This is a genomic window from Pantoea sp. EA-12 (assembly GCF_030053355.1).
Classification (GTDB): Bacteria; Pseudomonadota; Gammaproteobacteria; order Enterobacterales; family Enterobacteriaceae; genus Pantoea; species Pantoea vagans_C.
On record NZ_JASGBY010000009.1, the window covers coordinates 116,291 to 141,516 of the forward strand.

Annotated in this window: 22 protein-coding genes; 8 read left to right on the forward strand and 14 right to left on the reverse strand. The window is 57.0% G+C overall.

Going from position 1 to position 25,226, the window contains the following annotated elements:
* Positions 1-93 precede the first annotated feature (93 nt).
* Complete coding sequence (gorA, locus tag QMZ30_RS15250; RefSeq protein ID WP_283228017.1) at positions 94-1,446, forward strand: glutathione-disulfide reductase; 1,353 nt, start codon at positions 94-96, stop codon at positions 1,444-1,446.
* A 102-nt stretch (positions 1,447-1,548) separates the two neighbouring features.
* On the opposite strand, the gene QMZ30_RS15255 is transcribed toward gorA, so the two are convergent.
* Complete coding sequence (locus tag QMZ30_RS15255) at positions 1,549-2,544, reverse strand: LacI family DNA-binding transcriptional regulator (RefSeq protein ID WP_283228018.1); 996 nt, start codon at positions 2,542-2,544, stop codon at positions 1,549-1,551.
* Positions 2,545-2,652: 108 nt separating this feature from the next.
* Here QMZ30_RS15255 and QMZ30_RS15260 point away from each other — a divergent pair, with 108 nt between their 5' ends.
* The 4 genes from QMZ30_RS15260 to QMZ30_RS15275 all read left to right on the forward strand — a co-directional run bounded on the left by QMZ30_RS15260 (position 2,653) and on the right by QMZ30_RS15275 (position 7,223).
* Complete coding sequence (locus QMZ30_RS15260) at positions 2,653-3,402, forward strand: SDR family oxidoreductase (protein ID WP_283228019.1); 750 nt, start codon at positions 2,653-2,655, stop codon at positions 3,400-3,402.
* A 19-nt stretch (positions 3,403-3,421) separates the two neighbouring features.
* Entirely contained in the window at positions 3,422-5,035 is a 1,614-nt protein-coding gene (locus QMZ30_RS15265) for an FGGY-family carbohydrate kinase (RefSeq protein WP_283228020.1), read from the forward strand.
* A gap of 216 nt (positions 5,036-5,251) precedes the next feature.
* Positions 5,252-6,184 (forward strand): nucleoside recognition family protein, encoded by a 933-nt coding sequence (locus QMZ30_RS15270; RefSeq protein WP_283228021.1) that lies wholly within the window; start codon positions 5,252-5,254, stop codon positions 6,182-6,184.
* 259 nt (positions 6,185-6,443) lie between these two features.
* Entirely contained in the window at positions 6,444-7,223 is a 780-nt protein-coding gene (locus QMZ30_RS15275; protein ID WP_283228022.1) for an L-threonylcarbamoyladenylate synthase, read from the forward strand.
* 44 nt (positions 7,224-7,267) lie between these two features.
* On the opposite strand, the gene QMZ30_RS15280 is transcribed toward QMZ30_RS15275, so the two are convergent.
* Positions 7,268-8,284, reverse strand: a complete 1,017-nt coding sequence (locus QMZ30_RS15280; protein WP_283228023.1) for a zinc-dependent alcohol dehydrogenase family protein — start codon at positions 8,282-8,284, stop codon at positions 7,268-7,270.
* A gap of 198 nt (positions 8,285-8,482) precedes the next feature.
* Positions 8,483-9,310 (reverse strand): SDR family oxidoreductase, encoded by an 828-nt coding sequence (locus QMZ30_RS15285; RefSeq protein ID WP_283228024.1) that lies wholly within the window; start codon positions 9,308-9,310, stop codon positions 8,483-8,485.
* Positions 9,311-9,405: 95 nt separating this feature from the next.
* Between QMZ30_RS15285 and QMZ30_RS15290 the strand changes: the two genes are divergently transcribed.
* Positions 9,406-10,308, forward strand: coding sequence for a LysR substrate-binding domain-containing protein (locus QMZ30_RS15290; RefSeq protein ID WP_283228025.1), 903 nt, complete (start codon positions 9,406-9,408; stop codon positions 10,306-10,308).
* A gap of 1 nt (position 10,309) precedes the next feature.
* Here QMZ30_RS15290 and QMZ30_RS15295 read toward each other — a convergent pair whose 3' ends face one another.
* Positions 10,310-10,951, reverse strand: coding sequence for a hydrolase (locus tag QMZ30_RS15295; RefSeq protein ID WP_039328370.1), 642 nt, complete (start codon positions 10,949-10,951; stop codon positions 10,310-10,312).
* 255 nt (positions 10,952-11,206) lie between these two features.
* On the opposite strand from QMZ30_RS15295, the gene QMZ30_RS15300 reads away from it, so the two are divergent.
* Entirely contained in the window at positions 11,207-12,124 is a 918-nt protein-coding gene (locus QMZ30_RS15300) for a bestrophin family protein (RefSeq protein WP_283228026.1), read from the forward strand.
* Between the two features lie 126 nt (positions 12,125-12,250).
* On the opposite strand, the gene QMZ30_RS15305 is transcribed toward QMZ30_RS15300, so the two are convergent.
* The 4 genes from QMZ30_RS15305 to QMZ30_RS15320 all read right to left on the reverse strand — a co-directional run bounded on the left by QMZ30_RS15305 (position 12,251) and on the right by QMZ30_RS15320 (position 16,296).
* Positions 12,251-13,096 (reverse strand): alpha/beta hydrolase, encoded by an 846-nt coding sequence (locus tag QMZ30_RS15305; protein ID WP_283228075.1) that lies wholly within the window; start codon positions 13,094-13,096, stop codon positions 12,251-12,253.
* A gap of 214 nt (positions 13,097-13,310) precedes the next feature.
* Positions 13,311-13,658, reverse strand: coding sequence for a hypothetical protein (locus QMZ30_RS15310; RefSeq protein ID WP_283228027.1), 348 nt, complete (start codon positions 13,656-13,658; stop codon positions 13,311-13,313).
* A gap of 26 nt (positions 13,659-13,684) precedes the next feature.
* Positions 13,685-15,034, reverse strand: a complete 1,350-nt coding sequence (locus QMZ30_RS15315) for a cation:proton antiporter (protein ID WP_283228028.1) — start codon at positions 15,032-15,034, stop codon at positions 13,685-13,687.
* A 53-nt stretch (positions 15,035-15,087) separates the two neighbouring features.
* Positions 15,088-16,296 (reverse strand): MFS transporter, encoded by a 1,209-nt coding sequence (locus QMZ30_RS15320; RefSeq protein ID WP_283228029.1) that lies wholly within the window; start codon positions 16,294-16,296, stop codon positions 15,088-15,090.
* Between the two features lie 92 nt (positions 16,297-16,388).
* Here QMZ30_RS15320 and QMZ30_RS15325 point away from each other — a divergent pair, with 92 nt between their 5' ends.
* Positions 16,389-17,321: a LysR family transcriptional regulator gene (locus tag QMZ30_RS15325; RefSeq protein ID WP_283228030.1), complete on the forward strand. Its 933-nt coding sequence runs from the start codon at positions 16,389-16,391 to the stop codon at positions 17,319-17,321.
* 163 nt (positions 17,322-17,484) lie between these two features.
* On the opposite strand, the gene QMZ30_RS15330 is transcribed toward QMZ30_RS15325, so the two are convergent.
* From QMZ30_RS15330 to kdpF, 6 genes are read right to left on the reverse strand one after another with little or no spacing between them, the layout of a single operon-like run.
* Positions 17,485-17,982 carry a TIGR00645 family protein gene (locus QMZ30_RS15330; protein ID WP_039328365.1) on the reverse strand — a complete coding sequence of 166 codons (498 nt, stop codon included), beginning with the start codon at positions 17,980-17,982 and terminating at the stop codon, positions 17,485-17,487.
* A gap of 54 nt (positions 17,983-18,036) precedes the next feature.
* Positions 18,037-20,712, reverse strand: coding sequence for a two-component system sensor histidine kinase KdpD (kdpD, locus tag QMZ30_RS15335; protein ID WP_283228031.1), 2,676 nt, complete (start codon positions 20,710-20,712; stop codon positions 18,037-18,039).
* 21 nt (positions 20,713-20,733) lie between these two features.
* Positions 20,734-21,306, reverse strand: coding sequence for a potassium-transporting ATPase subunit KdpC (gene kdpC, locus QMZ30_RS15340; protein WP_283228032.1), 573 nt, complete (start codon positions 21,304-21,306; stop codon positions 20,734-20,736).
* 11 nt (positions 21,307-21,317) lie between these two features.
* Positions 21,318-23,366 (reverse strand): potassium-transporting ATPase subunit KdpB, encoded by a 2,049-nt coding sequence (gene kdpB, locus QMZ30_RS15345; RefSeq protein ID WP_283228033.1) that lies wholly within the window; start codon positions 23,364-23,366, stop codon positions 21,318-21,320.
* Between the two features lie 7 nt (positions 23,367-23,373).
* Positions 23,374-25,053: a potassium-transporting ATPase subunit KdpA gene (gene kdpA / locus QMZ30_RS15350; protein ID WP_283228034.1), complete on the reverse strand. Its 1,680-nt coding sequence runs from the start codon at positions 25,051-25,053 to the stop codon at positions 23,374-23,376.
* Positions 25,053-25,142, reverse strand: coding sequence for a K(+)-transporting ATPase subunit F (gene kdpF / locus QMZ30_RS15355; protein ID WP_100701897.1), 90 nt, complete (start codon positions 25,140-25,142; stop codon positions 25,053-25,055). Before kdpF ends, kdpA begins: the two co-directional genes overlap by 1 nt.
* Between the last annotated feature and the right edge of the window lie 84 nt (positions 25,143-25,226).

Here is a 25,226-nt window from a genome sequence, read left to right on the forward strand (position 1 = left end):
ACCCTATCATAATCATAGGCTGAACCTTTGCGCCGCTTGCGCAAGCAGCGTTACACTCTATGCCAATTTTCTTCCAACAGATGGACATTCCGGATGACCCGACATTTTGATTACCTCGCGATTGGCGGCGGCAGCGGCGGTATCGCCTCCATTAACCGTGCAGCGATGCATGGCCAGAAGTGCGCCCTGATCGAAGCGAAAGAATTGGGCGGTACCTGTGTCAACGTGGGCTGCGTCCCGAAAAAGGTGATGTGGCATGCGGCACAGATTGCTGAAGCCATCCACTTGTATGGCCCGGATTACGGTTTCGACACCACCGTGAACCGCTTTGACTGGTCTACGCTGGTGAAGAACCGCAGCGCCTACATCGATCGTATTCACACCTCATACGATAACGTACTGGGTAAAAATAACGTTGAAGTGATCAAAGGCTTCGCGCGCTTTATTGATGCCAACACCGTGGAAGTGAACGGTGAAACCCTCACCGCCGACCATATCCTTATTGCCACGGGCGGCCGCCCGAGCCATCCGCATGTACCTGGCGCAGAATACGGTATCGATTCTGACGGCTTCTTTGAGCTGGATGCGCTGCCAAAACGTGTTGCAGTGGTCGGTGCTGGCTATATCGCGGTGGAACTGGCGGGCGTGGTGAATGCACTGGGTGCTGAAACCCACCTGTTTGTGCGCAAGCATGCACCGCTACGCAGCTTCGATCCGCTGATCGTTGATACGCTGGTGGAAGTGATGCAGGCCGAAGGCCCGACGCTGCACACCGAATCGATTCCAAAAGCGGTGATCAAAAATGCTGACGGCAGCCTGACGCTGCAACTGGATAACGGCCATGAGCAAACCGTTGATTGCCTGGTGTGGGCGATTGGTCGCGAACCGGCCACCGATAACCTTAACCTCTCCGTGACCGGCGTTGCGCTGAACGAGAAAGGTTATATCAACGTAGATAAGTTCCAGAATACCAACGTGAAAGGCATCTATGCAGTGGGCGACAACACCGGTGCCGTCGAGCTGACACCGGTGGCGGTGGCTGCTGGCCGTCGTCTCTCTGAGCGCCTGTTCAACAACAAGCCGGACGAGCATCTGGACTACAGCAACGTACCGACCGTGGTGTTTACCCATCCGCCGATTGGTACTGTTGGCCTGACCGAGCCTCAAGCGCGCGAGCAGTATGGCGACGATCAGGTAAAAGTGTATAAATCATCCTTCACCGCCATGTACACCGCCGTCACGCAGCATCGCCAGCCATGTCGTATGAAGCTGGTGTGCGTTGGTCCAGAAGAGAAGATTGTCGGTATCCACGGTATCGGCAACGGTATGGATGAGATGCTGCAAGGCTTCGCCGTGGCGCTGAAAATGGGTGCCACCAAGAAGGACTTCGACAACACCGTAGCGATTCACCCCACGGCGGCTGAAGAGTTCGTTACCATGCGGTAATCCTGGTGCGCATCAATGCGCACCCTACGAAAACCTCGCACGATCGCCATAGGGTTGCCATTTATGGCGACCAGAGATAAGGCGGAATGAAATCCGCCTTTTTCACATCTGCAGCACCGGCACTTCAACCACCTGAATCGCTTGCTCACCGCTCTCAATCAGACTAAACACCCTGTCCATCATGCTTGCCACATCCTGTTTTACCATGGTGATGTCTTTGCACAGCAGCGCCACAAACGGGTCCCAGTCAAAGCAGCCGATGACGGGATGCTTATCATCCGTTAACAGATTCTCCGCGCGCAGAAACTGCACCGCCCCTTCCAGCGAAATCGTCGAATTCACAAACAGACCAAACTGCCCGACAGGATGCTGCTGAAAGTAACGTTTCAACGCGGTTTGCGCTTTTTCTGGCTCATAACCGCACAGCAGCACATTCTCTTCCGGTACCGCAATATGGCGTTCCTGATGCGCCGCCAAAAAGCCGCGCAGACGCTCTTTGCTGTTGTGGTCACTGGCGCGTCCGCCGATAAAAATCAGCGCCTGCGGGCATTTCTCCAGCAAAGTGCGCGTCAGACTCAGTGCGCCATTGAAGTTATCTGAAATGATGGAAGGAGCCAGCGAACCGGGTAGGTCCAGATTGAGCGAAGGCACGGAAGCGTTCTGGCACAGTGCAGTGATGCGATCGGGGTCAGTTGCGCCGGTCACCACCATATAATCCACTTGCCAGGACAGCATGGTTTGCACGGCTTCCAGCTCTAAATCGGGATCGCGCTGCGTGCAGGTAATCACCGGGAACAGGCCGCGATCGCGCGCCATCTGCTCAAACTTTTCCACAATCGAGCCAAAATAACGGTTGTCGTATTTCGGCACGATCATACCGATGGTTTTTGAGCGCGTTGTGCGCAGCATGCTGGCCTGCCGATTCAGCGCATAGCCCTGCTCTTGCGCAACCCGGCTCACTTTCTCGGCAGTGCTGGCACTGATGCGCCGTTTCTTCCAGTTACCACTCAAAATCGCGCTTACCGCGCTTGCCGAAACCCCTGTGAGTTCCGCCAGGTCATAAATGGTGGTTTTCTTGTTTTTGCCGATCCCCGTCACAGAACCCATCCCTTTATTGCGCATTTTGTTGCTGGTTAGAAGTGAGGGTGATAGTTGTGCTTCATCGATTGAGCACCACCTAAAACGCCATTGATAAAGGATTATAAGATGAACTCGAACCTCTTCTCCATGCATAACCCTCTCAACGGAAAAGTCGCCGCCATTACCGGCGCTGCTTCCGGAATCGGCCTTGAATGCAGCAAGGTATTGCTTCAGGCCGGTGCGAAAGTCGTTCTCATCGATCGGGACGGAGACAAGTTGCAGCAGCTGGTGGCGGAGCTGGGCCCTCGGGCACTCGCGCTGCAGATTGATCTGATGGACGGCAAACAAGTTGACGGCATTCTCGATGACATTCTCAAGCTGACGGGTCGTCTGGATATTTTCCACGCCAACGCCGGGGCCTATATCGGCGGGCCGGTGGCGGAAGGCGATCCCGAGATCTGGGACCGCGTGCTGAAACTCAATACCAGCGCCGCCTTCCGTTGTGTGCGTTCGGTGCTGCCGCATCTTATCGCCCAGAAATCGGGTGACATCATTTTCACCAGTTCCATTGCGGGCGTGGTGCCGGTGGTCTGGGAACCCATCTATACCGCGTCGAAGTTCGCGGTGCAGGCCTTTGTGCATTCAACCCGTCGTCAGGTGGCGCAGCATGGCGTGCGAGTCGGTGCGGTGTTGCCCGGCCCGGTGGTCACTGCGCTACTTGATGACTGGCCGCAAGAGAAGCTGGATGACGCGCTGGCCAACGGCAGCCTGATGCAGCCCATTGAAGTCGCGGAATCGGTGCTGTTTATGGTGACGCGATCGCCTGGCGTGACCGTGCGCGATATCGTTATTCTCCCTAACAGTGTTGACCTGTAACCGTTCGAGGTGAAGCAGCATGAGCAACGAAAAATATCTGATTGGTGTGGATGTCGGTTCTGCCAGTGCCCGTGCCGGGGTGTTTGATCGGGCGGGCAATCTGTTGGGACATGCAAAACAGCGCATCACCACCTTCCGGGCGCACGGTAATGTGGTGGAGCAATCCGCCAATGAGATTTGGCAGGCGGTGAGCCACTGCATCCGTGAGGCCATTGCAACGGCCGCCATTGATCCTAAAGCTGTAGCCGGTATCGGGTTTGACGCCACCTGTTCGCTGGTGGTAATCGATGACAATGGCCATCCGCTGCCCGTCAGCCCGCAGGGCGATGCCGAACGCAATATCATCGTGTGGATGGACCATCGCGCCACACAGCAGGCCGACGCCATCAATGCCACTGCACACCCGGTACTCGACTACGTTGGTGGCCGCATCTCGCCGGAAATGGAGATGCCAAAACTGCTGTGGCTGAAGACCCACAATCCGCAGACATTCCAGCAGGCGGCCCACTTCTTTGACCTCACCGACTACCTCAGCTGGCGCGCCACTGGCGATACGGCGCGCTCCTCCTGCACGGTGACCTGTAAATGGAACTATCTGGCGCATGAGCAGCGCTGGGATGCGGACTACTTCAATGCCATCGGGCTGCCGGAATTCGCGCAGGAAAACTTTGCCCGAATTGGACAACGTATCGTTGAACCGGGTACGCCTTGCGGTAATGGATTAACCGCACAAGCCGCTGCCGATTTTGGTTTACCCGTGGGGACACCGATTGCCGCAGGCTTAATTGATGCCCATGCAGGCGGCGTGGGAACGCTGGGCGCGGATGGCCGACCGGAAGAGAAACTCGCTTACGTGTTTGGCACCTCATCCTGCACCATGACGCCGACCCGCGAAGCAGCTTTTGTGCCCGGCGTGTGGGGGCCTTACTACTCAGCGATGGTGCCCGGCTTGTGGTTAAGCGAAGGAGGACAAAGCGCGGCGGGTGCGGCCATCGATCGCCTGCTGGAGATGCATCCTGCTGCGGTCATCGCGCAGCAGGCCGCGGATGCAGCGGACCTCTCACTGCCGGTTTATCTCGCGGAGCAGGCCCGGCAAAACGCCGCCAGCGACTCGGAAACCGTGCGGCTGGTGGAAGGCCTGCATATCGTGCCGGAGTTCGCCGGCAATCGTGCCCCCTTTGGCGATCCTTATGCCCGCGCGGTGATTTGCGGTTTAGGCATGGACAATGACGTCGCGAGCCTTATCTCACTGTATATCGCAGGATTGTGCAGCCTTGGCTATGGCCTGCGGCAAATTATTGAAGCCCAAGCCAGCAAAGGGATTGTCACCCGCTCAATCGTGATCAGCGGCGGTGCCGGACAGCATCCGCTGGTACGCCAACTGTTAGCCGACAGCTGCCAACTTCCGGTGCAATCGACCCTGTGCCCGGAACCGGTGCTGCTGGGCTCGGCGATTCTGGCCGCCACCGCCAGCGGACTGTACAGCGATGTCACCTCAGCGATGCAAAGCATGACGACCCAGGAAAATAGCTGGCATCCCGAACCATTAGTTTCGGCACTGCATCATCACCGATATGACGCATTTAAATTACTGCAAAGCACGGCGCGTAATATTCGCCAGCAGGAAGACTAATATTGAGCGCCGGATATTGTCCGGTGCTCAATGATCTATTCCTCCCATTTCCCGCAAGATAAAATCCATTTTCTTCACTACTCAAGCGTAGCCTGCCGGGCTACTATTTCTGCCTTTGCTGGCGCCCTTCGCGCTGGCGTTTTTTAATGGCAGAAAGGGGAGCGTGAGCACAATGTTGACGCAGGGTGAGCAGTGGATTTGGCGTCGGGAACCGGCATGAATATCATCACTATTATTATGTCCGCGGGCAAAGCTTCGGTGGATGTTGCACTGTATACGCTTATTCCGATCATGGTGGTGATGTTATTCATCATGAAATATCTGGAAGTGAAAGGTGTACTGGATTTTGTAGTACGTCATTCCACGCCGTTATTAAAACCGTTAGGTATTACCGGGTTGGCCTTATTTGCCTTAATTCAGCTTAATTTCGTCAGCTTCGCGGCACCGCTGGCGGCATTAGCGATTATGGAAAAACGCGGCACCTCGGATCGTCATATGGCGGCGACTCTGGCGATGCTATTTGCCATGGGTCAGGCCAACGCCTTTTATCCGTTAATACCCGCAGGACTGAACTGGAGCGCGGCACTGCTGATCTCCATCTGTGGCGGCGTGCTGGCAGCAGCGGCGACCTATCACTGCTTTGGCCGCAAGCTCTCCGATACCGCACTGTTGAATGAAGACGAAGCGGTCGCCAACAACGAAAGCAAAATGGGGCTGATTGCGATTATCAACAGCGCAGGCGCCGATGCCATCCGCCTGGCGCTGGGCTCGCTGCCGATGCTGATTCTCTCGCTGTCCGTGGTAGGCATTTTGAAAGAATCCGGCGGCATTGAAATGCTCACGCGTCTGGTCTCACCGCTGCTGGATAAACTCAACATCTCCGAAGTCTACATTTTGCCTGCACTCACCAAATGTCTGGCAGGGGGTACCGCCTACTACGGCGTGGTAGCGGGGTTGGTGGAGAAAGGTCTGTACAGTGCCCACAACATCAATGCGTCGGCCGGTTTGCTGATTCAGACCTTTGACCTGCCCGGCATTGGCATCTTCCTTGGGCTATCGAGCCGTTTCCCTCGTCTTTTCCGCTTCGCGGTGCCGGGTATCATCCTCGGTATCGCACTGCGAGGTGTGGCACACGCCATGCTGTTTTAATTATCCCTGGCGCTGAAATGCCTTTTCAGCGCCAGATTTTAAATAACACTACAGTTTTCAGGCGTTATTTAAAATTAACCCTATACATTCCATCGCTATTTTCATCAGTTGCAAACCTTTTAATTATCGTACTATTATCCTCAGCATGGTTTTCCAAAAATAATTAATCCAGATCCATTAAAGGGTTAATTAATACCTTAATTTCATTGCAGGTAATCGTCCTGCATATTTACTATTGATACGCAGATAGGGTAGATCCATGAGCGGTAAACAAATAACCTGGAATGGCGGGTTACAGCCTGAAGCCATCGAGATTTTGTCACAGGACGGCGGCATGATTGTGAGCCCAACCAAAGTGGGTTACATCATCATGACCTCCGATAAAGCCGGGCTGGAGCGCAAGTTTGAAGCCAAGCAGCGCAAGCGCAACAAGCCGGGCGTGGTGCTGTGCGGCTCACTGGAACAACTGCGTTCACTGGCCCAATTAACGCCAGAAATTGATCAGATTTATCAGCAACATTGGGATCAGGATATTTTACTGGGCTGTATTTTACCGTGGCGCGAAGATGCGCTGTCGCGTATTCCGGATGATGGCTCAAAGGAGCTGATGATGGATGGACGCCAGACCAGCTGCTTCGTGATTAAATTTGGTCGTCCCGGTGAAAATATTGCGAAAGCGCTGTGGGAAGATCACGGGAAATTCTCTTTCGCCAGTTCAGCCAATCCATCAGGTCAGGGAAACCGTGGTTTAGTTGAGGGTATTGGTGAGCGTATTGCATCGCGTGCTGATTTAATTATCGAAGCCAATGATTACGTGAAATCGATTCAGCCTAACGACGCCAATAAAGTGCGCTACGAACAGGGCGTGATGGTGTCGATGGTCGATAGTGAAGGTCGCCTGATCCCGCAACAAAACGGTGAACGTAAAATTACGCCGTGCCCGGTGCTGATCCGCAAAGGTCTGGATGTCGATAAAATCATGGCGCTGCTGTCAGATATCTTCCCATCATGGGATTACCGCCACGGTGATTACTACTGATGTGGTGAAGCCTGTTTCCTCAAAGGGGAAACAGGCGACACGGGTTACCACTCGACGGTAATTTTGCCGAAGTGACCCGCAGCTTGCTGATGCTGGAAGGCCGCAGGCAGCTCACCCAACGCACCGTAGCTGTCGCTGATCACCGGGCGAATACCGGTTTGTTCCAGCGCCCGCACAAAGTCCTGCTGCTGGCGGCGATGACCGACAATCAACCCCTGGATACGCGCCTGTTTCGCCATCAGTTGCGCGGTCGGCACAGAACCTTCGAATCCGGTTAACACCCCAATCAAAGCAATATGGCCGCCCACGCGCACCGCCTCAATCGACTGCGCCATGGTGCCCGGCCCGCCGAGTTCAATCACCACATCCGCGCCTCTGCCATCAGTGAGCTGTTGCACGGCTTTGCCCCACTCCGGCGTGCTGCGATAGTTGATACCTGCATCTGCACCTAACTCTTGCGCCCTCGCCAGCTTCTCATCTGAAGAGGAGGTGACAATCACGCGTGCGCCCATTGCTTTCGCGATTTGCAGTGCGGTAATCGACACACCGCCGGTGCCCAGCGTCACGATGGTGTCCCCTGCTTTGATCTGTGCATCGCCCACCAGCGCGCGCCATGCCGTCAGGCCGGAGGTGGTGATGGTCGCCGCTTCCGCATGCCGCCAGCCACGAGGGGCCAGCGTGAAGTGCTGAGCCGGACGCACCACCACTTCAGCCGCAAAGCCATCGGCACCATCACCAGGCGTCTGGGTAAAATTGCCGACCTGTGCGAAAGGCAAACCATCTTGCCACTGCGGAAAGAAGCAGGAGACCACGTGGTCGCCAGGCTTAAATTCGGTGACGCCTGCGCCGACTTCTTCCACCACGCCCGCGCCGTCCGCCATCATGATGCGATCTTGCGCAGTGGGGATCGATCCGTTTGCCACCAGCAGATCGTGGAAATTGAGTGAGGTCGCGTGGATCGCTACCCGGATCTCGCCAGCACCCGGTTTGCCGGGATCGGGCAGATCGGTGAGTTGCAGCTGGTCTAAACCGCCAGGTTGTTTGAGGATCATCGCTTGCATGGTTGCTGTTCTCCTTATTGAAGCACGCATAAATGACTTCGCACCGTTGTTGTAGCGGCGCGATTTATCGCGCTGGGTTTAAAAAACGCGCAATAAATTACGCCTCCACCCTTCGTGCAGGCCTTTAAACTGTGTGCTTAGTGTGGCAGCGATGCCCGCTCCTTGCCTGTTACAATGTGCGGTTTGCGCCTCAGCGTTTTAACCTGAAACATCCGCGCCATAGGCGATCGCTTTTTGCGCGCGCAGCTCCGCCAACCGACGCGCCAGCGCCGCTTCGATATTGTCGTAAGCCGTGCTGCCAAGGGCTAAACGCAGTGGCATGGCTGCTTGATCCAGCGTGGCGATCATCGCGGTAACCGATTTTGCTGCATCCCCTTTGATGGCGAAATCACCAGACATGATCGCCCGGCGCAACTGGCCAGACGCCGAGTCGTGATAAGCCTCCAGCGCATCCGCAATATCCAGACCCGCACCAAAGTTAGTGGCGGTTGGGCCCGGCTCAACCAGCAGGAAATCAATGCCAAAACTGGCCACCTCCTGACGCACCGCCTCAACAAAGCCTTCAATGCCCCATTTGCTGGCGTGATACAGGCTAAAGTTAGGATACGCCACCTGCCCGCCTTCAGAAGAAACCTGCGCGATGCGTCCTCCGCCCTGCTGGCGTAACAGCGGAATCACCGCGCGAATCAGCTGGATGGAACCGGTAAGATTGGTGGCGATCTGGCGATCGATCTGCGCATCACTCAACTCTTCCGCCGCGCCAAACAAACCGTAGGCGGCATTACTCACCACCACGTCAACGCGCTCCACTTGTGCAAAGGCTTGGGCAACCACAGGCGCGATGCTGACGGTGTTGGCCAAATCCAGCGAAATCACCTGTAACTGCTCGCCATATCGCGCCTGCAGATCCGCCATTGCAGCGGTGCGGCGCACGCAGGCCAGCACACGATCGCCACGCGCCAACAAATCTTCACTCATTAAACGGCCCAGCCCGCTGCTGGCACCGGTGATTAACCAGGTTTTCATTTTGACGTCCTCTTATTGAAAACCTGATAGTAGATCGCTTTACTGGTGGTCATAATCTCCCCAATCGCGCATGACCTGGTGAGGAAAAGCCACCAATGAGAAGACCCTCCTGGCAAGAACTGCAAGCCATTAAAACGCTGAGTGAACAGCGCAGCTTTCGCCGTGCCGCCGAGATGCTTGGCCTGAAACGCTCTTCACTCAGCCATCTGGTGAAAACGCTGGAACACAATCTTGGGGTGCAGTTGTTTCAGCGCACTACGCGCAGCGTGTCACTCACCGATGCCGGACAGCAGTTACTCGATCGACTCGCCCCACTGCTGAATGAGATGGATGAGGTGCTGCACGATGTCAGCGCGCGCCGCCAGCAGCATGCGGGCACGTTGCGCATCAGCGCCAGCGACGCGGCAATCACTGTCCTGCTGGAAAAAGTGGTGCCCGACTTCAGCCGTGACTATCCCAACATCCAACTCGACTTCGCCGCCCAGGGTGCACTGGTGGATATCACCGCAGCCGGATTCGATGCCGGTATTCGCTTAGTGGAAGATGTGCCGCAGGATATGGTGGCGATTCATTTAGGCGGCCCACTGAGCTTTATGACAGTCGCCGCACCGGCCTATCTGGCTGCACATCCGTTAGTGCAGCAACCGCAGGATTTATTGCAACAGCAGTGTATTCGGCATCGTTTGCCCAGTGGGAAACGCTATCGCTGGGAGTATGAAAAAGCAGGAGAAAGATGTGAGATCGATGTGCCAGGCATTATCACCCTGGATAACAACGCGCTGATGACCAGTGCGGCCATCAGCGGATTGGGCATTGCTTATGTGCCGTCGCTTTACGCCGAAATGGCGCTTCAATCTGGTCAGTTAGTCGAGCTACTGGCCGACTGGCGGGTGCAGTCGGCAGGCATGGCATTGTGGTTCCCGCCCAACCAGCATCAGTCGATGGCGCTGCGGCTGTTTATCGATGCGCTGAAAATCAGCCTGCCGCGCCAGTCGTGACTCAAGCCTGACGCTGTGGCGCTTTGTGCACCATGGTGTAAGCGTAGTCCACGCCCATGCCGTAAGCGCCGCTGTGTTCACGCACCAGATCCATCACTGCATCGTAGGTCTCTTTGCGTGACCAGTCACGCTGGTACTCCAGTAACACTTGCTGCCAGGTCACTGGCACCGCGCCCGCCTGCACCATACGCTGCACAGAACGTTCGTGGGCATCGACGCTGGTGCCGCCAGAAGTATCGGTCACTACGTAAACTTCGTAGCCCTCTTTCAGCGCCATCAGGGCCGGGAAGGTCAGGCACACTTCGGTCCAGAGCGCGGAGATAATCAGCTTCTTGCGACCGGTTTTCTTCACCGCCTCAACGAATTTGGCATCTTCCCATGAGTTCATAGAAGTACGCTCAATCGGTTTCGATTCCGGGTGCACCGCCAGCAGTTCTGGCCAGATGTAGCCGCTGAAGCTTTCGGTTTCTACGGAGGTATAAATCACCGGCACGTCGAAAATCTTGCCCGCTTTGGCCAGGGCAACGGTGTTATTTTTGAGCTGCTGGCGATCAATGTTAGCGACACCAAAAGACATCTGCGGCTGATGGTCGATGAAGATCAAAGTTGAGTTCTGTGGGTCGAGCAGGTCGAGTTTAGACATGATTTATTCCTCAAAGGTATCGTTAAATTTGTGTGTTGTGCTGCTGGAATAAACTTTAGAGAAAGGGGCGAAGAAGAGATAACGCAAAGAATTTTACAACTTGTTCAAACTGTTTTTAGAAAGTTGATTTACAAGAATAAATACGCCTTAAACACCCCATTTTCAGCGTAAAAACACCCGATATGCACATTGCCTCCACGGCAAAAACGGGCGTAACCTGTGCAGACAAAATCATAAAAAAACACCATCGCAAAAATGATCGTACGTCCTCATCAACACTGGTTCCTCCGGCTGTTTGACTGGCACGGCTCGGTGCTGAGTAGCATTGTCTTTCGCCTGTCGCTCAACTTACTGATGTCGGTGGCCGCCATCATCGGCTATCCGTGGTACTCCACCTTTGGCATTCACCTCACTACCGCCCCCTTTAGCCTGATTGGGGTGTCGATCGCCATCTTCCTCGGCTTTCGCAACAACGCCAGTTATGCGCGTTTTATCGAGGCTCGCACGCTGTGGGGCAATATGCATATCACCCAGCGCTCACTGCTGCGGCAGATAAAATGTCTGCGTGGCATCAGTGAAGCGCAGGTGCAGGAATTTATTGGGCTGCAGCTGGCCTTTAGTTGGGCGCTGAAACATCGCTTACGCGAAACCGATGCAAAGGCTGACTTAGCACGTTTGTTGCCAGAAAAATGGCACAGCGCGGTGCTGGGCCATCCGATGCCCACCTCTCAAACGTTGTTGTGCATGGGTGAATGGCTGGCGCAGCGGCGTGATGAAGGTCTGGTGTCGGATATTGTCTGGCAGAGTATTGATGAGAATCTCAGCCATCTGTCGGCTTATCTGGGAGGCTGCGATCGTCTGGCAGGCACACCGATTCCGTTCGCCTACAGCTTGATTCTGCATCGCACGGTTTATCTGTTCTGTACGTTATTGCCGTTCGCGCTGGTGGCGGATTTGCATCTGATGACGCCACTGGTATCGGTGTTTATTTCTTACACCTTCCTGTCACTGGAGTCGCTGGCGGAGGAGTTAGAAGATCCGTTCGGCACCGCTCCAAATCATCTGCCGCTGGATGCGCTGTGCGTGAATATCGAACGTAATTTGAAGGCGATGAATAATGATTTTCCGTTGCCGGAAGCGCACCAGCCAGATAAGCATTTTAATTTGACGTAACGAGATGGCCATCCTGGTGCGCATAAATGCGCACCCTACGAAAACTGTGCACAATCGTCGTAGGCATTCCATTTCTGCACACCCAACGCTGTTGTAGGGTCGCCAATTATGGCGACCTGCCACGCGTTAATTCTGCTTATCCAGCCACCGCACATACGCCTGATCCCAGAGCGCGGATGGCGTACCCGCTTTACCCAGACCAAAACCGTGCCCGCCACTGCTGAGTTCAATCAATTCCACCGGCACGCGCATACGGCGGCAGGCATCGCGCATCATTTCAGTGTTATGAGGATTAGAGGTGTGATCGTCTTCCGCCTGCGCCAGGAAGGTGGGCGGATAAGCGCGGGTGACATAGTTCTGCACCGACCAGTTCGCTTCCTGGGTTGGCGTCGCGTGGTCGCCCACCATCATCAGATGCGTTTTGGTGTTCTGGTACGGTGCTTCAAGGGTGATCACCGGGTAGATCAGCCCCACGCTGTCGACGGTTGGGCGAATTTGATCGAGCGGGTCCTGCGCAGGATAGGTGATAAAGTCGGGGCGTGCTGCAGCCATACCGAGCAGGTGTCCACCGGCAGAAAAGCCGAGCAGATGCACTTTTCGCTCCATCGAACGCACCAGACGGATAGCGCGCTGAGCATCCTGCAATGGCGCGAGATTGCCCGCCTGCCACTTCTCACCCGGCAAACGATAACTCAGTACATACACGGTATAACCATTGGCATTTAACCAACGCGCCACGGGCCAGGCTTCACGGCCCATCCCGATAAAGCGATAACCGCCGCCTGCCGCCACAATCACCGCTTCGCCATTGGGATTTTCCGGGCGGAAACGTTGAATCGCTGGAGAAACGATGTTGGTCCAGGAGCCATTCATACTGACTTTCAGCAGACCAGACGGCCCGCCGCCGCCCGGTGGATCATCGGGCCATAAGGGAATGATGTCATCACGCGCAAAGAGTTTGCCCGTGGTCATTGAGAGGACGGTAGCCCCGGTTGCCAGCAAAAAGTGACGCCGTGAAAGTTTCATGCCCAGTCGCCAGTATTGAAGATATTTGTCAGCCTTGTGGGCTGAGTCTCGTTATGTGATGCGTGTCGACTTTCGACGCTGGCGATTATGTACGCATTTTGTACAAAAAATCCATAAAAAAACGCGCCAGAAAAGGCGCGTATTCTGGCGATAAAAACTTTTAATCCTGCTGCTGGAATTGGGTCATCACTGTTTGCTCACATTGCTGCTGGTTGTGCCGCAGCTGCGCGCGCTCATCATCGCCCAGCTCCAACCACGCACTGATCACTTCCTGCGCGGTCTCTTCATTGAATTCGGGCTTATCCACCGCTGAAGAGGACTGGCTGGCCGCCAGCTGAGACTTCATCTTCGCGGTGTAAGTATCCAGATCGCTGGCCTTTTTTTCCGTGCTAACGATATGACACAGCTGGCTGGCGTAGACATTTTCCATCTGATTATCATCACCCTCGGCAGCCAGCACGCTGGCGGACAGAGAAAGTCCCACAAGAGCAAACAGAAACGCTTTCATAACAGGCTCCAGTAATTTCCAGAAAATCACTTTTGATTGTGTTGTGCGCGTGCCGCCTGACGGGCTGCACGCCAGTTTAATAACGGCGTCACCGTGATGCCGTGCAGCACAATGCTGCATACCACTAACGTCAACGCCATATCTACCATTTGCTCCGCCTGCGGGCCATGAAGGCCATGTACCCAGGCGTAAGCGATGTAGTTGATACTACCGATGCCACGAATGCCCAGCCAGCCAATTAACAAGCGGCGCATCAAGGGGATTTCACAGCGCCAGGTGGTGATCCACACCGCCAGCGGCCGCACCACCACAAACAACAGCAGCGCCAGGCCAATGCCTGTCAGGTTCCAGTGCTGCGCCAGCGTGATACCCAGCACTACCATCATACCCGCCGCCAGTAGGCGCTCGATGGTATCACCAAATGACAATGCATCACCGATCACCAAACCCACTGATTTCACCATACCGCTGCCGCCGTGCGCCAGACGCTGGTTAGGGTTAACGCGTGCCTCAGCAGGCAAGTATTGCTCTTCTTCTGACACCGCCTCTTGCGGATAGTGCTTCACCACCCGCAATTCTGCGCGTCGCAGACCGACACCCGCCGCGAACGTCGCCAGAAAGCCAGAGGCATCCAGCGCTTGTGCTGCCGCATAGCTCAGTGCAATTAACGCCAGAGCGAGGAAGTCATTGGGGGCGATGTCTTGATGGGCACTGCGTAGATGGGTGGTTAACTGGCCGATGACGCGTCCCAGCAGATAACCGATGCCCAACCCACCCGCGATGGCCCACAGCACGTCTTTTAATGCCCATGCGCTAAGATGGCTGACACTCAGCGATTCGGGCGCGAGTATTAACAGCGCCAGCATCAATAACGGCAGCGCTGAGCCATCATTCATGCCGGCTTCACTGGAGAGTGCCACGCGCAGAGCATCATCATCACGCGCATCGTTCACCGATATCAGGCTGGCGAGCACCGGATCGGTTGGCGCAACAATCGCGCCAAATGCCAGCGACAGCGCCCAGTCAAAACCCGTGATCCAGTGCACCAGCAGCGTCATGCCACCTACGGTGAGCAGCATGGCCGGAAAAGCTAAGCGCACACCCACTCGCCAGGCATGCGCAGTGAGCGGCAAACGTAGCTTAAGCCCGGTGATAAACAGTGAGGCGGCCATGGCGATTTCGGTCAGGTGAGCGGCCAGACTGGCGTGGCCGATAATGTCGAGTTGCAACAGATTGAACATCCACGGGCCGCACAAGATGCCCGCGAACAGGTAAAGCCCAAACGCAGTCACTGGCCCACGGTGAATCCAACCGGAAGCCAGTGACATCAGAAGTAGCAGACCACCGGTGGCGGCAGTCCAGGCCAGGAAGTTCATAACGCTCCGTTTTTAAATCATATCCTCCCTTAAGCCTGGCACAGGAATACCAATCAGTTTTTCAGGTGGCGGCTCGCCAGACGGATCATCAAGGCAAGCGCTGCAGCCAGCGTTGAGAGTGCGACCACACCGGTCCAGCCAAAGTGAGCCAGCGCCAGACTGCCCAGTGCCGCGCCCGTAGCCATGCCGATAAACACCACGGTAAACATCAACGCATTCAATCGGCTACGCGCTTCAGGTGCCAGGCTGTATACCAGCGTCTGATGCGCCACCAGCGTGGCCTGCACACCCAAATCGAAGCCCACCGTACTGATGATAATCAGACCAATCTGTGCCGGAACCGGTAAAACTGGCAGCAGGAACATCAGGGCAAATGACACCATCACCAGCGAGGCACCGTACTGCGTGACACGCGCTGGGCCAATGCGGTCCGCCACACTGCCCGCCAACGGCGCTGCCAGCGCACCTGCTGCGCCTGCCAGGCCGAATGCCCCCGCCACGGCGCTGTCAAAATGGAATTTATCACTCAGCATCAACGCCAGCGTTGACCAGAAAGCGCTAAAGCCTACCGACAGCAGCCCTTGCGCTATCGCGGCACGACGCAGTGTCTGGTGATGCTGCCACAGGTGCGCCAGCGACAGCAGCAGACGCGGGTAGCTCACCGACGTGCCGGGTTTGAAGCGGGGCAGTACCCGCCACAACGCCAGGCTGATCAGCAACACCGCGCCTGCCGCCACCAGGTACATGGTGCGCCAGCCAAAATATTCCGCCACCACGCCACTGACGACGCGTGACAGCAGAATCCCCACCAGCAAGCCGGTCATCACCGTGCCAACAGTTTTCCCGCGACTGCGCTCCGGCGCGAGTGCGGCTGACGCCGGGACGATATCCTGCGCCACGGTGGCGGTTAAGCCGGTGACAAAGCTGGCAATCAGCAATGCATTCAAGCCACCAGAAAAGCCACACAGCAGCAGCGCGGCCATCAGCAGCAGACCTTTAATCAGGATGATGGTGCGGCGGTCATGGCGGTCACCGAGCGGTGCCAGCAACAGAATGCCAAGCGCATATCCGGCCTGAGTCAGCATCGGCACCATGCCCACGCTGCCGATACCGACGTTAAATTGTTTGCTAATGATATCCAGCATCGGTTGGCTGTAGTAAATCGATGCCACGCTGAGCCCGGCACCCGCCGCGAGCGTAAACACCAGCGGTGCCGGTAGTTTTTCCGCTGGCATGGCAGAAGATTGCGAAATGGCTGACATATTGGTTTCCCCCGTGAAAGTGCGCTTATTAAAGCGCGTTGCCGCCATACGCGGTAGACTGCTCAAACACAGAACTGTTATGCATGGTGCGTATGAGCAATTCAGCCAGTATTGACCGCATTGAACTGATGCAAACTTTTATACGTATTGTCGAGAGCGGCTCGCTTTCCGCAGCCGCCGTGCAGCTGGGCACCACGCAGCCCACCATCAGCCGTCGATTACAGGCGCTGGAACAACGGTTGGGTCTGAAGTTGATCCTACGCACCACGCATGCTCTGAAACTTACTGACGATGGTGAGCGCTGCTATGCGCAGGCCCGACAGTTACTGGCAACCTGGCATGCACTGGAGGATGAACTCACCGGTTCCAGTGACGATCCGATAGGCACGCTGCGGGTCCGTGCACCGCACGCCTTTGGCCAGGACCAGTTGATTGATCCGTTGGTGGATTATCTGCAGCGCTATCCGCGCCTGACGGTGGAGTGGATGCTCAATGACCGCACGCCAGACTTCATTAGTGAGAACGTTGACTGCGCCATCCAGGTCGGCGTGGTGAGCGATCCCTCCCTGGTGGCAATTTTGCTGGCTGAAGTACCGCGTTTTGTGGTCGCCTCCCCGTCACTGCTGGCGCAGCATCCGCCGATTGCCGAGGTGACACAGCTCACCGAACTCCCCTGGCTGGCACTGACCAGCTTCTACCGTAATGAACTGATGCTGCAGCGGTGGAGTGACAGCCAGGCGGTGAACCTGGCGATTGCGCCACGTCTGGCTAGCGACAGCCTGTACGCCATTCGCAAAGCGGCACTGGCTGGTATGGGCGCAGCGATTCTTTCTTCGTGGGTGGTGCAAGAGGATTTAGCGAAAGGGGCGTTGGTTCAGCTGGTGCCCGAGTGGCAAGCCCCGCCGCTGCCGGTGTGGCTGACCTATCCGTGGGCCAGTTATTATCCCGCCAGGATGCGCCATTTTTTCGCGATGATCAGAGATGTGATGCCGAAACTGGCGGGGACACAACCGGTGTTGAAATGATGGGAGCGAGGGAATGGCATCCCTCACCCCAGCCCTCTCCCGCAAGCGGGCGAGGGAGCTACCCGAGCGTTGGGGCAGAGTGAGTGCATAACTCAATAACCACGCTGAACGGCCCCCTCTACCGCTTGCGGGAGAGGGTTAGGGTGAGGGTACCCCCACCTGCTTACTTCTTCTCCACCTTCGACATATTATCCAGCCAGCCCATCACAAAGGCCGACAGCACAAAGGTCAGGTGAATAATCACGTACCACATCAGTTTGCTGTTATCGACGTTGCGCGCGTCCATAAAGATGCGCAGCAGGTGGATCGATGAAATCGCCACAATCGAGGCCGCAACTTTGTTCTTCAGCGAGCCGGAATCCATTTTGCCCAGCCAGCTCAGCTTCTCTTTGTTCTCATCAATATCCAGCTTAGAAACAAAGTTCTCATAGCCAGAGAGCATCACCATCACCAGCAATCCGCCGACCAGTGTCATATCCACCAGCGAAAGCAGCAGCAGAATCAAATCGTTTTCCGCAATGCTGAAAATGTTGGGCAACAGGTGAATAATTTCCTGGAAAAATTTGATGGTCAGCGCCAGCAGCCCCAGCGAAAGTCCAATGTAAACCGGGGCCAACAACCAGCGCGATGTATACATCAGGTTTTCGATAAAACGTTCCATAATTTCCCATTAATCAACAAACAAGTGGTCGAGTATAACCGAACTTGTGTGAAGTTATTTCAGCCCTTCTTCAGAAATTTCAGGGGCCGCAGGCAGCGGCAGTGACAGACGAAACTCCGCGCCACCTGTCGGGCGGTTTTCCGCCCAGATGCGCCCGCGATGGGATTCAATGATGGTTTTGCTGATCGCCAAACCCAGCCCGACACCCGGCACAGCGGACTCCTTATCCCCACGCGCGAATTTATCGAAAATACGCGTCAGGTTTTCTGCCGCGATACCCGGACCGTTATCCCACACCGCAATCTCCAGCCGATCGTTATCACGCCATGCGCGAATGCCGTGCTGTGCCGCGTTGCCGGCATACTTCAGACTGTTTTCGATCAGGTTGGTGAATACGCGTTCCAGCATGGCGCTGTCGCCTTTGATCAGCACCAGCTCTGGCGGCAGATCGAGTGTAAAATCGTGCCCTTTCAGCGACGGTCCCATGCTGCTTAATGCACCGCCAATCACCTCATCCAGCGCCACCCACTCATCACGCAGGTTAAGGCCACCGGACTGGATACGCGCCATATCCAGCATGTTGCTTACCAGCCGAATGGTGCTGAGCGTCTGTTCGCGAATTTGATTGGCTTGTCCGACATATTTTGAGTCTTCCCCCGCCAAATCGAGCATCAGCATCTCAGCCTGACCAAACAGCACCGTCAGCGGCGTGCGCAGGTCGTGTGACAGCGCGGACAGCAAGGCATTGCGCAGTTGCTCACGCTCTGCTGCCAGGCGTGAAGCCGCCTCACTCTGCGACAGCGCCATACGTTCTAGCGCGTTGGCGATCAGCACAGTAAAGGTTTCCACCAGACGCTGCTGTTCTGGGATCATCAGTTGGCGCAGGTTTTCCGGCTCCACCACCAGCAAGCCGCGACAGTGATTGCCGCTCTTCAACGGCAGGATTTGATAAGGTACGGCGGGCAGTGTGTCCGTGCCCGCTCCCGCTGGTTGCGCCTTGCTGAAACTCCATTTCGCGATACCGAGATCCGGCGGTGTGCCGATGCTGCTCTCACCGACCGCCTGCAACTCGCCCTGCTCATCCGGCAGCAACAGCTGGCTGCGCGCCTGCAGGGTGACATCAATCACCCGCTGGCTGGTGGCGGCGATATCCTGTGGGGTAAGCGCGCTGCCCAGCGATTTCGCCATTTCATACAGGTGTCGCGCACGCTGTTCACGATAGCGCGCCACTTTGGCCTGATAACGCACGCCAGCAGTCAGATTCCCGACAATCACCCCCACCGCCAGCATCACCGCAAAGGTCACCAGATACTGCAAATCCGACACCGCCACCGTACCGGTGGGGGCCACAAAGAACAGGTCGAAGGCGAGGATGTTGATTACCGTGGCAAACACCGATGGCCAGCGCCCGAAGCGCAACGCCACCAGCACTACCGCCAGCAGGTAAATCATTACGGCATTGGCAGGATCGAACTCCACCAGCAGCCTGCGCCCCACAATAGTGACCAAAATACACAGCGCAATCGCCATCAGGCAGCCACGCAGATGCAGCCGCCACTTATCACTGCTGGCCGGTTTTCCTCCCAGCGGATGCGGCGCATCGCGCACCGGTTCATCTAATGCCACCACCAGCAAATCGAGATCGGGGCCGAGTTGGCCCAGACGCTGCGCAAAACTGTCGCGCCGCCAGCGCCGCTGCGGCTGGCGTCCGGTAACAATTTTGCCGAGGTTGTGCTCGCGGGCGTAGCGCAGCACCGCTCGCGCTTCATCAGGATCGGACAAGGTGGCGGTTTCAGCCCCCAGCTCCTGTGCCAGTTGCAGGGTGCGCAAAATCCCGCGCCGACGCGCTTCCGGCAGGCGATTCAGGCGTGGCGTTTCAACATAGACCGCATGCCATTCGCTGCCAAGGCGAGCGGCTAATCGTGCCGCAGTACGCACCAGTTTCTCGCTGCCGGTGTCATCACCGATGCACAACAGGATGGCATCACGCGTGTGCCACACTTTGTCGCGGCCCTGCTGATCGCGCCAGGCACGCATCTGGTCATCCACGCGGTCTGCCGTGCGGCGCAGCGCCAGTTCTCGCAGGGCAAACAGGTTGCCTTTACGGAAGAAGTTTTCAATCGCACGTTCGGCGCGATCGCCCACGTAGACTTTGCCCTCTTTCAGCCGCTGGCGCAGATCGTCCGGTGGCAGATCCACCAGCACCACTTCATCGGCGCTATCGAAAAACGGATCGGGCACGGTTTCCCGCACCTGAATGCCCGTCACCCCGCCGACCACATCGTTGAGGCTCTCCAGATGCTGCACGTTAACGGTGGTAATCACGTCAATGCCCGCTTCCAGCAGCTCTTCGATGTCCTGCCAGCGTTTGGGATGGCGCGAGCCTTGCACATTAGTGTGCGCCAGTTCGTCCATCAGGATCACCGCAGGATGGCGTGCCAGCGCCGCATCGAGATCGAATTCTGCATGGCGTGAGCGCCCGGTGGCACGACGGGGTAATACCGCCAGACCGTTTAGCAGCGCGGCAGTCTCTTCACGACCATGGGTTTCCACCACGCCCGCCAGCACATCGAGGCCTTGCGTGCGTAGCCGCTGTGCCTCCTGCAGCATGGCAAAGGTCTTCCCTACGCCTGCACAGGCGCCGAAGTAGATTTTCAGCTTGCCGCGATGGCTGTCGCTATGGTTAAGCAGCAGCGCATCGGGGTCAGGGCGGGTGATGTCGTCGTTCATTAGTTATCCATTTTTGCGTCATTATCCCTGCAACGCATCCAGCGCCATATTCAACCGCAGCACGTTCACCGTCTCTTCACCGATAAACGGCAACAGTGGGCGTTCGGTGTTGCGGGCAATCAGCGCTTCCACATCCTTCAGCGCCATATTGCGCGCCGCGGCGATACGCGGCGCCTGCCACAGTGCTGCCTCGGGTGAAATATCCGGATCTAAACCACTCGCCGAAGCGGTGACCAACTCCACGGGCACCGCAGTGGGCGCCTGTGGGTTAGCGGTGCGCAGCGCGGCCACCCGTTCCGCCACCGCTTTATCCAGCGCCGGATTACTCGCCGCCAGATTGCTGCCACTGGAAGCCAGTGCGTTGTAAGGCGTATCGCCCGTCGCTGACGGGCGGCCCCAAAAGTGCCCCGGCTGGTTAAACAACTGCCCGATCACATCGGAGCCGCGCACTGTGCCATCTTGCTTAATCAATGACCCGTTGGCCTGCGCCGGGAACCACCACTGCGCTAAGCCGGTGGTGAGCAGCGGATAGACCGCACCGGTCAACAAAGTGAGCAGTATTAACAATACAATAGCCGGACGTAACTGACTCATTTCTCTTCTCCTTAAACCAGGCCAAACAGCGTCAGCAGCAGGTCGATGGCTTTAATACCCACAAACGGCACGACTAATCCGCCGACCCCGTAGATCCACAGGTTGCGACGCAGCAGTGCAGCGGCACTCATCGGGCGATAACTCACGCCTTTTAGCGCCAGCGGAATCAGGAACACAATTACCAGCGCGTTGAAGATCACCGCCGACAGAATCGCCGAGTTCGGTGAATGCAGCGCCATCACGTTCAGCATATTGAGCTGCGGATAGGTGGCAGCAAACGCCGCGGGGATGATGGCGAAGTACTTCGCCACGTCGTTGGCAATACTGAAAGTGGTGAGCGAGCCGCGTGTCATCAGCATCTGTTTGCCGATATGCACCACTTCCAGCAATTTGGTCGGGTTGGAGTCGAGATCGACCATGTTGCCCGCCTCTTTCGCCGCCTGGGTACCCGAGTTCATCGCCACCGCCACATCCGCTTGCGCCAGCGCAGGCGCATCGTTGGTGCCGTCGCCGGTCATCGCCACTAACCGCCCTTCGGCCTGATACTGGCGAATCAGCGCCAGCTTGGCTTCCGGCGTGGCTTCCGAGAGAAAATCATCCACGCCCGCTTCCGCCGCAATGGCTGCCGCCGTGAGCGGGTTGTCACCAGTGATCATCACGGTTTTGATGCCCATTTTGCGCAGTTCGGCGAAACGCTCTTTGATACCGCCTTTGACGATATCTTTCAGCGCCACCACGCCCAGCACCTGCGCACCTTCCGCCACCACCAGCGGTGTGCCCCCGGCACGTGCCACCTCTTCCACGCTGGCGTTGACTTCTGCCGGGAAACGACCGTGATTCGCTTCAATATGGCGGCGAACCGCGTCGACTGCGCCTTTGCGAATCAGACGATCCTGCACGTTGACGCCACTCATACGTGTCTGCGCCGAGAACGGAATAAAGCTGGCTCCCATGCTGCTGAGATCGCGCTCGCGCAGGTTAAATTTCTGCTTCGCCAATACCACGATGCTGCGCCCTTCCGGGGTTTCATCCGCCAGCGAAGCCAGCTGTGCGGCATCCGCCAACTGCTGCTCAGTGACGCCCGGCGCAGGCATAAACTGCGTGGCCTGACGGTTACCGAGTGTGATGGTGCCGGTTTTATCCAGCATCAGCACATCCACGTCACCGGCGGCTTCCACTGCGCGCCCGCTGGTGGCTATCACGTTAGCACCCAGCATGCGGCTCATCCCCGCTACCCCAATCGCCGACAGCAGGCCACCGATGGTGGTCGGAATCAGGCACACCAGCAATGCCACCAGCACCGTCACGCTGACCGGTGTGCCGCCATAGGCGGAAAATGGCCACAAGGTCGCGGTCGCCAGCAAGAACACGATGGTCAGTGACACCAGTAGAATGGTCAGCGCTATCTCGTTCGGCGTTTTGCGGCGTTTGGCGCCTTCCACCATGGCGATCATGCGATCGAGGAAGGTCTCGCCAGGGTTGACGCTGCACTGGATCACCAGCCAGTCGGAAAGAATGCGCGTACCACCAGTGACCGAAGAAAAATCGCCGCCGGATTCACGAATAACCGGAGCAGACTCCCCGGTAATCGCGCTCTCATCCACTGATGCGCCGCCCTCCAGCACTTCACCGTCACAGGGAATGATGTCTCCAGCCTCCACCAGCACCACATCACCTTTACGCAGCGTATCGGCCGCCACGCTGTGCCATGCGGCACCGTAACGCGCTTCCGCCAGCTTTTTCGCATCACTGGTTTTACTGATGCCTTTCAAACTGTTGGCCTGCGCCTTGCTGCGCCCTTCCGCCAGCGCTTCGGCGAAGTTGGCAAACAGCACGGTGAACCACAGCCAGATCGCGACACCGGCGGTAAAGCCGGCATTGCCGCTTAAATGGCCGCTCAGCATACCGATGGCCAGCAGCGAGGTCAGCACGCTGCCGAGCCACACCAGAAACATCACCGGGTTGCGCACCTGCACACGCGGGTCGAGTTTTTTCACCGCATCGAACACGGCGGTGCGCGTTAACGCCGCATCAAACAGCGCCAGTTGTTGACGACTCATGATTCCGTTATCCCTGAATGAGTTGCAGATGTTCCGCTACCGGGCCGAGTGCCAGCGCGGGGATAAAGGTCAGTGCCCCCACCAGCAATACGGTGCCAATCAGCAGCGCGATAAACAGTGGGCCGTGGGTCGGCAGCGTACCGTTGCCCACCGGCTGGATTTTCTTCGCCGCCAGCGAACCGGCAATCGCCATCACCGGAATGATGATGCCAAAGCGCCCCACCAACATGCAGAAGGCCAGCAGCAGGTTCCAGAACGGGGTATTGGCACTTAAACCGGCAAAGGCACTGCCGTTGTTGTTGGCAGCCGACGAGACGGCGTACAGCACTTCGCTGAAACCGTGAATGCCTGGGTTGGCCATCCCGGCGCGTCCGGCGTCCGTCATCATCGCCAGCGCGGTGCCCAGCAGGACCAGGGTAGGCGTCACCAGAATCGCCAGTGCGGTCATTTTCATCTCCCACACGTCGATTTTTTTCCCCATGTACTCCGGCGTGCGACCGATCATTAACCCGGCGATAAATACCCCGAGCAGCACGAACAGCAGCATGCCGTAGAGACCCGCACCCACGCCGCCGAACACCACTTCACCCAGTTGCATCAACCACATCGGCACCATGCCGCCGAGCGCGGTGAAAGAGTCATGCATGGCGTTGACCGCACCACATGAAGCAGCGGTGGTGATCACCGCAAACAGGCTGGAGTTGAGAATGCCGAAGCGCGTCTCTTTGCCTTCCATGTTGATGGCGCTGTCCGCCCCCAACGCGAGGAAGTGTGGATTGCCGCGTACCTCAGCCCACATCACCGTGATTACCGCCAGCACGAACATAATGGTCATCGCCCACAGCAGCATATGGCCCTGACGACGGTCGCCCAGATGCTGGCCGAAGGTGAAGCACAGCGCAGCCGGGATCAGGAAGATACTCAGCATCTGCACAAAGTTGGTCAGTGCGGTCGGGTTCTCAAATGGGTGGGCTGAGTTAACGTTGAAGAAGCCACCGCCGTTGGTGCCCAGCATTTTAATCGCCTCCTGAGAGGCCACCGGACCGAGCGGCAGCGTTTGCTGCGCCCCTTCCAGCGTGGTGAGGGCATGGTAAGGTTCAAAGGTCTGGATGCTGCCCTGAGAGACAAAAAACAGCGCCATCACCAGGCTGATCGGCAGCAGCACGTAGAGGGTGATGCGCGTCAAATCACGCCAGGCGTTGCCCAGCGTATCCAGTGAGCGATTGGCAAAGCCACGGATCAGCGCAAACGCCACCGCGATACCGGTCGCCGCAGACAGGAAGTTTTGCACCGTGAGCCCCGCCATCTGGCTGAAATAGCTCACCGTGCTTTCGCCCGCATAGGCCTGCCAGTTGGTGTTGGTGACAAAGCTGATTGCGGTGTTCAGTGCCAAATCCCAGCTCAGATTAGGCAAGTGCTGCGGGTTGAGCGGCAGCGTGCCTTGCAGCATCAGAATCGCCAACAGCACCACAAAACCGAGCGCATTGAACAGCAGGATAGCCAGCAGATAGTGTGGCCAGCGCATGGCCCCCCTCTCTACACCCGCCAGTCGCCACAGCACGCGTTCGGTGCGCGGCAGCAGCGGCTTGTCGGCCACCAGCAGCGCCAGAAAACGCCCCAGCGGTTGCGCCAACACCATCAGCACCAGCAGGAATACCGCAATCAGTAAAAATGCATTCGCAGCCATCAGAATGCCTCCGCATTAAGCAGGGCATAAATCAGGTAGCCCAGTAGAATAAACACCAGCACGATGCCGGCAATCACGCCCACGCTCACAGCAACCTCCAGAGGATTTGGTAGTGCTGCAAGCATGCGCGGCGCGGCATAAAGAAGGGGTAAAAAGGCAGGAATCTGGCGTAA